This window comes from Kitasatospora sp. NPDC059160 (genome assembly GCF_042755465.1).
GTDB lineage: Bacteria > Actinomycetota > Actinomycetes > Streptomycetales > Streptomycetaceae > Kitasatospora.
This window is the reverse complement of the sequence record NZ_JBHZCN010000003.1, coordinates 103,295-114,852: the sequence shown is the minus strand read 5'-3', so window position 1 is coordinate 114,852 and position 11,558 is coordinate 103,295. Positions and strand designations below refer to the sequence as shown.

Sequence of the window (11,558 nt, the reverse complement as noted above, 5' to 3'; positions counted from 1 at the left end):
AAGGACCGTGCGATCTGTTGAGGCAGACATGTCTATTCGGGAGGGGGCGGTTCCGGTGCTGGATCTGCGCGAGGTACGGACACTGTTGACACTCGGGGAGGAACTGCACTTCGGGCAGGCCGCCAAGAGACTGCGCGTGTCGCAGTCCAGGGTCAGCCAGACGCTGCGGGACGTGGAGCAGCGCATCGGCGGCCAGCTGTTCGAGCGGACCAGCCGTCAGGTCAGGCTGACCAAGCTGGGGGTGGGCCTGGTCGACCGGTTGAAGCCGCTCTACCAGGAGATGACCGCCGCGTACTCCGAGACGGTGGCCCAGGCCTGCGGCGTCGACGGACAGCTGCGGCTGGGCTTCACCGGCGCGGCCGGCGGATCGTACGCGGCGGGCCTGATACGCGCCGGGCAGGCGTACGCGCCGGAGTGCGACATCACCCTGCACGAGGTGGCCTGCAGCGACCTGCTCGGCCCGCTGCGCCGGGGCGAGGTGGACGCCCTGGTGGTGCGGCTGCCGATCGAGGAGCCGGACATCACGGTCGGGCCGGTGATCGGCCTGGAGTCGCGGATGCTGGCGGTCGCCCTGGACCACCCGGTCGCCGGGCGGCAGTCGATCTCGATCGAGGAGATCGCGCGCGAGACGGTGTTCGCCCTGGCGAACACCGCGCCCGACTATTGGCGGGACTTCCACCTGCCGGTGGCGACGCCCTCCGGGCACGTGCTGCGCCGGGGGCAGGAGGTGCAGACCTGCCAGGAGATCCTGTCCCTGGTGGCCGCCGGGAAGGGGGTCGCGCCGCTGGCGGAGTCGGTGGCCCGCTACTACGCCCAGCCGGACGTGGCGTTCGTCGCGATCCACGACCTGCCACCGGCGCCGGTGGCGCTGATCTGGCGCACCGCCGAGGAGAACGCCCGGATCCGGGCGATCGCGGACTGCGCGGCCCGACTGGCGGACGCCACCGTTCCCGGTCAGGTCCGCCGACGGGTCCCGGTCCCCGCGTCGGCCTGACCGGGCTGCGAGGGGCCGGGCCGCGCGGGGCCGGGCTGCGACTCCCCCAGCGGCACCCGACCCGACCGGGGCCGCCCGGGCCGCGCCCGCGCCGCGGGCAGCACCGCGGCCACCGCGACGGCCGACAGCAGGAAGGCCCCACCCACCCCGACCAGCCGGGAGGCGACACCGACCAGGAGGGAGCCGGCCCCGGTGCCCACGTCGTACGCCATGTTCCAGGCGGTGCTGGCCATGCCGCGACGGGCCGGTCCGGTCCGGGCGAACACCAGCACCAGGGTCTCGTTCTGCAACGCCCCGAACCCCGCCCCGCAGACCGCGGCCGCCAGGGCCGCCGGGACCGTCGCCGCAGCGGTGAGCAGCACCGCCGCGGCGATGCCGCCCGTGCCGAGGGCCGCGGCGATCACCGCCGGGACCAGCGTGCGGCCCTCACCGAACCGGTCGGCGAGCCCGCCCGCCGCCAGCCGGCCCAGGATCATCGCGGCGGACAGCGCGAACAGCACCACCGCCGCCGCTCCCGGGGCCGGCAGCGCGAAGGCCACGAACGAGGTGACGCCGCCCACCGCGGCCGCACTCGCGGCCAGCAGCGCCAACAGGCCGACCAGCGGGGCGAATCCGCCGGCCGGCGGGTGCGGTGGAGCCGTCGGCACCGGCCCGGACGCCGCCACCGCCGCGGGCTCCACCCCGGACGGCTCCACCGCAGCAGGCCCGTCGTCAGGCGCCGCAGCGGGCACCACGGCCGGCACCACCAGCGCCCACGCGAGCGGTACCGCGAGCCCGCCCAGCACCGTCGCCCCCAGGAACACCACCGGGAAGCCGAAGGTCTGCGCGCACCACACCCCCAGCGGCAGGCAGACCACCTGCGGGAGCCCCGCGGCGGCCCCGTACCAGCCGACCACCGCGGCCCGCCGGCCCGGCGGGGCCAGTTCGGCGGCCAGCGCGCTGCCCGCCACGGCGGCCATGCCGAACCCCGCGCCCCGGACGGCCGAGACGGCCAGCACCCACCCCAGCGCGGGCGACAGCAGGTAGGCCGCCGTCGGCAGGCTGAGCAGCAGGGAGCCGGTCACCAGCAGCCGGCGCAGACCGAGCGCCGGGACCAGCCGGCCCATGCACAGCTGCACCAGGATGCCCGCGCCCATGGTCACCCCGGTGGCCGCCCCGGCGCCGACGCCCGAGGAGCCCCCGGTCGCGGACCAGAGCGGCACCACCGAGAGCAGCGGCGCGTAGTCGGAGAAGACGGCGAAGGTCGCGGCCAGCAGCAGGGGGAGGTTGCGCGCGCGGGTCACGCCCCGGCGCCCGGCTCCCCCGGCCCCGCGGAGCCGGACAGCGGTGCGGCCGCGTCGGCCGGTTCGCCCGCTTCGGCCGCGTCGCCCGCGTCGGCCGGTTCAACCGCTTCGACCGGCCAGCGGGGCGAGCGTCCGAGCATCGCCAGGATCCGGTCCAGCCGGTCGGTGCTGGCGGTGGCCAGCCCCGGCCGGAAGGAGGACCCGGGCTGGAGCCGGTTGCTCCCGTCCGGCACCTCCTCGACGTACGGGAGCACCGCGTCGAGCAGTTCCGCCTCGTACGCGGCGGGCACCCCGATCGCGGCGGCCACGTCCCAGCCGTGCACCACGTAGTCGACGAAGTGGAAGCCGATCGCCGTACGGGCCGGGAACATCTGTCCGCCGCGCACCTCGGGCAGCCAGAACTCGGTGTCCAGCACGCCCTCCCGGGCGAAGGCCCGGGCGACCCGGGCCGAGGAGTCCCGGAAGGCACCGGCCCAGTCGTCGCCGAACTCGCGGTCCGCCCAGTCGGCGCGCTCGGTCCGCACGCCTTCGGCGGCGGCGGCGAAGCCGTGGTTCTGGCCGATCATGTGGGCCAGCAGCTTGTGCAGCGTCCACTCCGAGCAGGGGGTCGGCCGGTCGAGGTCGGTGGCCTCGACCCGGTCGACGATCTCCTCGGTGATCCGGAGCGCCCGCCGGTCCCAGGGCCGGATGTCGGGTGCGGTGGTGTCGGGCGCGGTGGTGTCGGGCGCGGTGTCGATGGGGATCACCTGTCCTTCGACTGCGGGCCGGACGACGTGACGCGCTGCCCCGGCAGCGACTGGCTCTGGCCGCGGAACTCGGCGATCACCTTGCCGTCCGCCCGGCGCACCGTGACGTCGTAGATCCCGCTGCGGCCGAACCGGGAGCGCTCCACCGCCTCGGCGGCGAGTTCGTCCCCGGCCGAGGCCGGGCGCAGGAAGGTCACCTGGGCCGCCTGGGCCACGGTGGCGACGTCGTGGGTGTTGCAGGCGTAGGCGAAGGCCGCGTCGGCGAGCAGGAACAGGTACCCGCCGTGCGCCGTGCCGTGGCCGTTCACCATGGTGTCGGCGAGCTTGAGGTGCGCGGTGGCGCGGCCGGGGCCGACCTGGTCGATGGTGATGCCGAGCGACTGGCAGGTCCGGTCGTCGGCGTACATGGCCTCCGCGCAGCGCCGGGCGGTGGCCTCCGCCTCCGACGCCGCCGAATCACTGGTCATGGGTGGGCTCCTGGGGCTGTCGGGTCCTGGGCGCGGGTGGGTGCCGGTACCGCGATCGGTACCGGCACCCACCACAGCGATGTGACGATATATCAGTCGCTCGGGGCCGGTCAGCCGGCCGGAGCGATCTCCTCCGCCGCCCGCAGGCCCGAGCGGATCGCGCCCTCCATCAGGCCGAAGAACTCGGTGCTGGTCTCCGTGCCGGCCCAGTGCACCCGGCCGAACGGCTCGGTCAGCTGCGGGCCCTGGGCGAGCCAGTCGCCCGGCCCGAACAGCGCGGCGTAGCAGCCGCGGCTGTACTCCTCGTTGACCCAGTCGGTGACGTGGTAGCCGATCGGCTCGGGCAGCTGCGGGAAGAGCCGCCGGGCCTGGGCCAGGACGGCGCTGCGCTGCTCCTCGGCGGGCAGGGCCGCGAAGGTCTTGGCCTCGCTGCCGGTGACGAAGCCGGTCAGGATGCCGACGCCCTCGCCGGGGGGCGAGTCGTCCACGGTGGACAGCAGCGGCCCGTCGGAGCTGACCGACCAGCCGGACAGCCCGTGGTCGCGCCAGAGCGGCTTGGGGTGGATCAGGTGGACCTTGACGGCGCAGCCCCGCGCGGTGACCTCGCTCGACCGCGGCGCGGGCAGCTCCGGCCGGAACTCGACGGTGTCGGCCAGCAGCGGCGGCAGCGCGATGACCACGCTGTCGCCCTCGTGCACGCCCTGGTCGGTGTGCACCCGGACCCGGTCGCCGATCTGCTCGACCAGGCGCACCGGCCGGGAGAGCAGCACCCGGTCGCCGAGCTTGTCGGCCAGCAGCTCGCTCAGCCGGTGCGCGCCGCCGTCGACCCGCTCCTCCTGGGCGCCGCCCTGGAAGGCGTTGAGGTAGCGGATGCCGCCGCCGGAGTTCAGGTAGAAGGCCATGTGCAGCACCGACACGTCGGCCGGGTCGGCGGCCATCATCTCGCCGAGGAACAGCGGGAAGAACAGCCGGGCGTCGGGGTGCTGGACGTTCTGCTCGATCCACTCGGCCACGGTGAGCCGGTCCAGCCGCTCCGCGTCCGGGGTGAGGTGCGGGGCGTCCGCGCGGACCGCCTTGGTGACCTCGTCCAGCAGGTCGAACATCTCGCCGAGGGCGATCGGGCTGAGCGGCGGGAAGCGGCCGTCGGTGCTCTCCGGGTCGCCGCCCAGGGAGAACCGGCTCTGGCCGACCATGGTGGTGGGCGCGGTGGCCAGGCCGAGGCGCTCGATCAGCGCCTTGAGCTCGGTGTGGCGCTCGCCGAGGTAGGCGGCGCCGGCGTCGGCCCACTGGCCGGGGGCGACCTCGAGGCCGTGGGTGCGGCCGCCGACCCGGTCGCGGGCCTCCAGGACGGTCACCTCGACGCCTCTGGCGGCCAGTTCGGTGGCGGCGGTGAGTCCGGCCAGGCCGGCTCCGACAACGATGACGCTCATCGGGCCGCACCTTCGATCAGCTTGGCCAGGGCGGCCGGGGTCGGGGCGTCGATGAACTCGGCGATGCCGAACTCCGCGCCGAACTCGCGGGCGACCCCGCTGAGCACCCGGGTGGCGAGCAGGGAGTCCCCGCCCAGGTCGAAGAAGTCCGAGTCGGCGGTCACCTGGTCGGATTCCAGGACCCGGCCGAAGATGCCGATCACGCTGTCGACGGTACCAACGGTGGACACGGTCATTCTCCTTGCGTCAGTTGCTGGTTGTGTACATCTGGTGGGTCCGGCGCCGGTCGACCTTGCCGCTCGCGGTGAGGACGAGTTCGGGCACGACGGTGATCCGGGACGGGACGAGGTGGCTCGGTCCCGACGTGCGCAGGTACCGGGCGAGCCCGGCCGCGAGGGTGTCGGCGTCGGCGTGCGGACGGGGTGTCACATAGGCGACCAGGACGGTGTGGTCGCCCAGCGCGGCGCCGGTGGCGGCGGCGGCCGCCACGTCCGGGTGGGCGCAGATCCGGGCCTCGACCTCGCCCGGGCTGACCCGGATGCCGCGGACCTTGAGCTCGTCGTCCAGGCGGCCCTGGTGGACGAGGACGCCGTCCGGCTCCCGGCGGACCCGGTCGCCGGTGCGGAAGTAGCGCCCCGGCGCGCCGGGCAGGTCGAGTTCGGCGAACCGCTCGGCGGTGACCTCCGGCAGGCCCCGGTAGCCGAGCGCCAGCCCGTCCCCGCCGATCAGCAGCTCGCCGTCCTCGCCGATCTGCTCCCGGACGTGCGGCAGCGCCCGGCCGATCGGGACGACCCGGGCGGCCCCCGCGGCGACGGCCGGGCCGGCGAGCGGTCCGTGCAGGTCGATCGCGTGGGTGACCAGGGTGGTCTCGGTGCAGCCGTAGGTGTTGACCAGGCGGACGGCGTCGGCGCCGGGCAGCGCGCACCAGTCGTCGATCCGGGCCGGCCGGGCCGCCTCGCCGCCGATGACGACGGTGCGCAGGCTCTCCGGCAGGGCGGCCCGCTCCTCGGTCAGGTGGTTGACGAACTCGTGCCAGAACGCCGTGGGCAGGTCCAGCAGGGTGATCCGGTGCCGCTCGACCATCCGCAGGAAGCGCGGGAAGGAGGCCGAGTAGGCGTCCGCGTCGAAGACCAGGGTCGCGCCGACGGTGAGCGCGGGCAGGATCTCCTCGAAGCAGGTGTCCCAGTTGAGTGAGGCGAACTGGAGCACCCGGTCACCGGGGGCGACCGCGAACAGGGTGGCCAGCGAGGCCACCGAGGCGCCGATCGCCCGCCGCGGGGTGACCACCGGCTTGGGCTGCCCGGTGGAGCCCGAGGTGAAGAGCAGGTAGGCGGGGGCGGCCGGGTCGGGCTCGGGCAGCCGGCCTTCCGGGAAGCCCTCGGGCTCCTCGCCGCCCGCGGCGTCGGACGGGTCCAGCACCGGCACCCCGGCGGCCGCCAGCAGCGCGGCCGTGCGCTCCGGCGGGAACGCCGGGTCGATCGGGCAGTAGGTGCCGCCGGCCGCGAGCACGCCGAGCAGCGCCGCCACGGTGTCCGCGGAGCGGGAGGTCAGCACGGCCACCGTGCCGCGGTCCGCGCCGAGCCGGGCGGCGATCCGCCGTACCCGGCGCTCCAGTTCGCCGTACGTCACGGTCGACGTGTCGTCGACGACGGCGACGGCGTCCGGGTCGCGCCGGGCGGTGAGCAGGAACCGGCGGAGGACGTCCACCTCGGCCGGGTCGTAGCCGGCCGGCCGGTTGTCGTCAGTCATGGGAAGCACCTCGGGTAGACGTGAACCTGGACGTGAACCTGGACGTGAGCGGGGCGCGTGGACGGTCGGTCAACGGCGCGCCGACCCGGAGACGGGCACCGGCTCGCTCCCGTCGCGCTGCCGGCGCTGCTCCTTGCGCTGCTGCACCTGGAGACCGGCGGTGGCGGCCACCGCGAGCACCATCACGGCGATGCCGTACACCGTCGCGGTGGACTTCAACCCGATGTGGCCCACGGCCACCCCGGCGGCGACGGCCGGCAGGCTGAACCCCAGGTAGCAGACGACGTACATGCTGGCGATCAGTTCGGCGCGGACCTCCGGTCCGGCGAGCGGCCCGACGGTCTGGAAGGCGCTCAGGAAGCCCGTCCCGAAGCCGTACCCGGCGATCACCGTGCCGACGAAGAACAGCGGGGTGGAGGCCGTGGCCAGGGCGCCCAGGGTGGCGCCGACCCCGACGAAGAAGGCCACGAAGCCGAGGGTCATGGTCTGCCGCGGCGGGTGGTTGCGGCGCAGCAGCGAGCCGACCGCCCCCGTCCCGGTCAGCGCGAAGATGACCAGGCCGCCGATGACGTGGTTGGAGATGTGCAGGATGCCGGCCGCGATCGACGGGCCGAGCGACATGTAGAGGCCGCCCAGCGCCCAGACCGCGAACAGGCAGGGCACCACCACCAGGAACATCGGCCTGGCCGCGCGCGGGATGCCCGTCCGCGGCATCAGCGAGGCCACCGCGCCCGGCCGGCGCGGCGAGGTCTCGGCGAGCGCGGGGACGCCCAGCGCGCAGAGCACGAAGGCCGCGAGCAGCAGGGCGTACACCAGGGTCTGCGGGTGCGGCGCGTACTGGACCAGCAGGCCCGCGCCGAGCGCGCCCAGCGCCAGGCCGACGATCGGCGCGGCGCTGTTGACCAACGGGCCGAGCCGGGGCCGGTGCTGCGGGGCGAGGTCCAGCATCGCGGCGCTGGTCGCCCCGGTCGCGGCGCCGGTGGCCAGGCCCTGGGCGATCCGGGCGGCCATCAGCCAGGCGACGCCGTCGGCGCGGATGAACAGCGCCATGCTGGCCACCTCGACGACGAGCGCGCCGAGCAGCACCGGCTTGCGGCCGATGTAGTCGGACAGTCCGCCGACCACGAGCAGCGCGACCAGCAGTGCGATCGCGTAGGCCGCGAACACCTCGGTCAGGGTGATCGAGGAGAAGCCCCACTTCGCCTGGTAGACCACGTAGAGCGGGGACGGCGCGCTGGAGGCGAACAGCAGCAGGCACTGGGTGGTGGCGATCAGCCAGAACGCCACCGGGCCGTGCAGCCCGCGGGGGCGCACCGCCGGGGAGAGGTGGTCACTCATGCTGGCTCCTTCACGCGTGGTTCTCCTGGTGGCGCCGCAGCACGCGGTCCACCAGCTGTTCGGCGGCACCCAGGTAGCCCTCGGGGGCCAGCAGGTCCTGGACGGTGACGCCGGCCGGCAGCTTGGCCACCAGGTCCGAGCGGGCCTCCATCACCTCGGTGAACGAGGCGGTGCCGGAGGCGGACCGGCGGGCGCACTCGGCCAGCAGCTTCTTCGCCTCGGCCTTGCCCAGCAGCGGGGCGAGGGCGACGTTCAGCCGCTCGGAGACGATCGAGCCGCCGGTGAGCGCCAGGTTCTCCCGCATCCGCTCCGGGAAGACCTCCAGGCCCTCGGCGAGCTCCACGGCCGTGTAGGCCGCGCCCGAGGCCAGCCGCAGCGCCTCGCGCAGCGGCTGCCACTCGGCGTGCCAGGCGCCGGGCGCCCGCTCGTCCTCGGCCACCATGCTCTGGGCCAGGATCAGCGCGTGGGCGGGCAGTTGACGCGCGGCCGCCATGATGAGGGTGGCCAGCACCGGGTTGCGCTTCTGGGGCATCGCCGAGGAGACGCCGCGGCCTGCGGCGGCCGGTTCGGCGACCTCGCCGACCTCGGTGCGGGACATCCCCTGGACGTCCAGGGCGAACTTCCCCAGCGTCCCGGTGACGGAACTGAGCACCCAGCCGAGGTCGTTCAGCGGGACGCGCAGGCTGTGCCAGGGGGCGGAGGGCTCGCGCAGGCCGAGTTCGGCGGCGAAGCGCGCCGCGAGCTCGATCCCGTGGCCGGGCCGGTCGGCCGGGGTGGCCCTGGCGTACTCCTGGTAGGCCGCCATCGTGCCGGCCGCGCCGCCCAGTTGGGCCGGCAGCAGGGCGGCGGTGCGGTCGACCCGCTCAAGGGTGTCCAGCACCGAGTCCAGCCAGCCGGCCGCCTTCAACCCGAAGGTGGTGGGCACGGCGTGCTGGGCCAGGGTGCGGGCGGCCATCGGGGTGGTGCGGTGCTCGTCGGCGAGCTTCGCCAGCGCCGCGGCCACCCGGGAGAGGTTCTGCCGGATGTCCGCCAGCACTCTCGCGCCGAGCAGCATCGCGGCCGAGTCCAGGATGTCCTGGCTGGTGCTGCCGAGGTGCACGTACCCGGCGGCGGCGGGGTCGACGGCGGCGACCGCCGCCGTCAGTTCCCGGACCAGGACGACGACCGGGTTGGCGGCGCCGCGGGCCTCGGCGGCCAGCTCGGCGACGTCGATCCGGGCTCTCGCGGCGCCCTCGGCGATCGCTCCCGCCGTGTCGGCGGGTATCACGCCGAGGGACGCCTGGGCACGGGCCAGCGCGACCTCGGTCTCCAGCATCGCGGCGACCCATGCCTCGTCGCCCAGGGTTCGGAGCGCGTCGGTGCCCGCCCAGACCGGTGAGAGCAGTCCGGCGTCGACGCTCACCGGTGCGCGGTCACTGCCGCTCGGTCGGCGTACGGTCGAATCGGACGCGGCCTGTTCGGGCACTGCGCGGTCCTCCTTCTGGATGGTTCAACTCAGGACTTTCTCAAGGAACTTGTCGGTACGACCGGCGGCCGGGGCCACCGGGTGGTGCGGTGGAGCCCGGCGCTCAGAGGGTGACCCGCACCCGCGCCGCCGACGGCGAGCGCTGGCCCGGTTCGGCCGACAGGCAGGCCCGGGCGATCGCGTCGGCGTCGCCGAGGATCACCGAGTCGACCCCGGGCCGGATCCCGGCCGCAGTCGCCCAGTGCACCGTCTCGGTCGGCACCCCGAAGGCGTAGCGGTACGGGTGCACCCGGCCCGCCGCGTCGACCAGCCGGTACGGGCGCTCGGTGACCGTCAGCCCGCCGGTCTCGACGTGCCCGTCGGTGCCGGTGGGGATCAGGTACGGCCGGCAGGCCCGGCGGTCCACCAGGTTGCGGACCAGCGGGTCCTCGGTGGTCCGGATGTCCACCTCGGGCAGCCGCGCCTCGATCAGCGCGGTCACCTCGACCTCCCCGCCCGGGACGGACGTGGAGTCGACGGTGAACCCGGCCCCCGCCGGTGCGGGCGTGACCCGCATGCCGGGGGCGAGCATGGTCACCACGCCCGCCTCGACCAGGGCGATCAGCTCCTCGATCCGTCTGGGCGGCGGACCGATCGAGACGTAGGCGTTGAGCGGGGTGTACCAGGACTGCAGCTCGTCGCGGTAGGACTCGCCGGTGATCCCGGCGTGGTCGACCAGCAGGCGGACCTCGTTGCGCAGGTCGCGCATGACGTCCAGGGCCGCTTTCAGCGCCCCGCCGACGTTGCCGCGCCGGGCCTCCACCAGGTCCTGCCGCAGGTGGCCGAGCAGCCAGTCCTGGAACTCGACCCGGCCGAGGAACTTGCGCTCCCCGTACGGCCGGGCGATCGCGTCCCAGTCCCAGCGGTCGGCCGGCCCGAGGCCGAACCGGCCGAGCAGCTCCTCGTCGTCCGCGCCCGGCGGCCGGTCGCCGTACTCCCGCAGGAAGGCGTCGGCCTGCTCGCCGCCGCGCCGCTCGGAGATCAGCGCGTGGTAGTAGACCCCGGTGACCTCGCGGTCGACCAGCGGCCAGATGTGCCGGGTGAACTCGACCTCCGCGCCCAGCCGGCGCTGCTCGCGCAGCACGTTGATCCGTTCCATGGTGCGGGAGCTCGGCCAGTGGCGGCCGAAGGCGCCCTTCTGGTTCTCGCCGCGCGCGTGGTACGGGATGCCGCGCCGGGAGCCGGCGTACATCAACGGCTCCCGGCCGGACGGGCGGTAGCGCAGCCGCTCGCCCTCCCGGACGAAGGTGCCGCCGCGGCCGGCGGTCAGCAGCGTCAGGTAGTCGAAGAAGTTGAGCCCCAGTCCCCGCAGCGCGACCGGCTGGCCGGGGGCGACGAAGTCCAGGTCCGCCTCGGCCGGGTTGGTCGGCGGCAGGTAGCCGAGGCCCTGGGCCCGGGCGTAGCCCTCCAGGCCCAGTTCGCCGGCGCTCGGCGGCATGTCCAGGTGCCCCTGGGCCAGGACGACGCTGTCCAGCAGCAGTCCGCTGCCGTCGTCCAGGGTGACGATCTGCGAACCGTCCTCGGCCTCGGTCAGGCTGACCGCGGTGTTGCGGTGCAGCCGGATCGAGACGTGGTCGGGGGCCGTGCTGATCAGGCGGTCGAGCACCCAGACCAGGTAGTGGCCGTAGAAGGCCCGGGAGGGGTAGGAGTCCGGGCCGAGCTCCGCGGCCTCCTCGCTCACCCACCCCGGGTACTCGAGGGGCGCCAGCTCGATGTCCAGCTTCGCCCACTCGTACAGGCTCGGTCCCGGACGTATCGGGCCTTCGCAGGTGACGCTCGGGTCGGTGAACATGGTGACCTGCGACGCCACCGTGTTCATCAGCAGTTCGGTCGGCTGCGTGATGTCCCAGACCCGACCGCCGCTGCCGACGAACGGATCCACCACGTGGATCACGACCGGGTGGCCGCCCTCCGTCGCGTTGACGGTTAACCGTTCCACGACGGAGAGCCCCCGGGGACCGGCACCGATGACGCCGATCACACGTGTCTGCTTCTCTCCTGACATAGCTCTTCCTGGTAGCCGTGAAGGAGTGGAGGTGGAGCCGGA

General features: G+C 74.6%; 10 protein-coding genes. 1 reads left to right on the top strand and 9 read right to left on the bottom strand.

Annotated elements, in window-relative coordinates; translation table 11 throughout:
* The first annotated feature begins 28 nt into the window (after window positions 1–28).
* Entirely contained in the window at window positions 29–994 is a 966-nt protein-coding gene (locus tag ACFXOZ_RS02245) for a LysR family transcriptional regulator (protein ID WP_375887250.1), read from the top strand.
* Here ACFXOZ_RS02245 and ACFXOZ_RS02240 read toward each other — a convergent pair.
* From ACFXOZ_RS02240 to ACFXOZ_RS02200, 9 genes are all read right to left on the bottom strand, one after another.
* The gene (locus tag ACFXOZ_RS02240) at window positions 955–2,277 is read right to left on the bottom strand and encodes an MFS transporter (protein ID WP_380586688.1); all 1,323 of its coding nucleotides are present in this window, start codon (window positions 2,275–2,277) and stop codon (window positions 955–957) included. The genes ACFXOZ_RS02245 and ACFXOZ_RS02240 overlap by 40 nt on opposite strands.
* Window positions 2,274–3,023, bottom strand: coding sequence for a TIGR03086 family metal-binding protein (locus ACFXOZ_RS02235; protein ID WP_380586685.1), 750 nt, complete (start codon window positions 3,021–3,023; stop codon window positions 2,274–2,276). Before ACFXOZ_RS02235 ends, ACFXOZ_RS02240 begins: the two co-directional genes overlap by 4 nt.
* Entirely contained in the window at window positions 3,020–3,490 is a 471-nt protein-coding gene (paaI, locus tag ACFXOZ_RS02230; RefSeq protein WP_380396569.1) for a hydroxyphenylacetyl-CoA thioesterase PaaI, read from the bottom strand. Before paaI ends, ACFXOZ_RS02235 begins: the two co-directional genes overlap by 4 nt.
* Before the next feature lie 110 nt (window positions 3,491–3,600).
* Window positions 3,601–4,920 carry a flavin monoamine oxidase family protein gene (locus ACFXOZ_RS02225; RefSeq protein ID WP_380523194.1) on the bottom strand — a complete coding sequence of 440 codons (1,320 nt, stop codon included), beginning with the start codon at window positions 4,918–4,920 and terminating at the stop codon, window positions 3,601–3,603.
* On the bottom strand, window positions 4,917–5,150 hold the full coding sequence (locus ACFXOZ_RS02220) for a phosphopantetheine-binding protein (RefSeq protein WP_360237721.1): 234 nt from the start codon (window positions 5,148–5,150) through the stop codon (window positions 4,917–4,919). The genes ACFXOZ_RS02225 and ACFXOZ_RS02220 overlap by 4 nt, the downstream gene beginning before the upstream one ends.
* 16 nt (window positions 5,151–5,166) lie before the next feature.
* Window positions 5,167–6,669: an amino acid adenylation domain-containing protein gene (locus tag ACFXOZ_RS02215; protein ID WP_380586682.1), complete on the bottom strand. Its 1,503-nt coding sequence runs from the start codon at window positions 6,667–6,669 to the stop codon at window positions 5,167–5,169.
* A 69-nt stretch (window positions 6,670–6,738) separates the two neighbouring features.
* Entirely contained in the window at window positions 6,739–8,007 is a 1,269-nt protein-coding gene (locus ACFXOZ_RS02210; RefSeq protein ID WP_380586679.1) for an MFS transporter, read from the bottom strand.
* Window positions 8,008–8,017: 10 nt separating this feature from the next.
* A complete protein-coding gene (locus tag ACFXOZ_RS02205) occupies window positions 8,018–9,409 on the bottom strand; it encodes an adenylosuccinate lyase family protein (protein WP_380586676.1) in 1,392 nt (463 codons plus the stop codon).
* 166 nt (window positions 9,410–9,575) lie between these two features.
* Window positions 9,576–11,516 carry an FAD/NAD(P)-binding protein gene (locus ACFXOZ_RS02200; RefSeq protein WP_380586673.1) on the bottom strand — a complete coding sequence of 647 codons (1,941 nt, stop codon included), beginning with the start codon at window positions 11,514–11,516 and terminating at the stop codon, window positions 9,576–9,578.
* Window positions 11,517–11,558 lie beyond the last annotated feature (42 nt).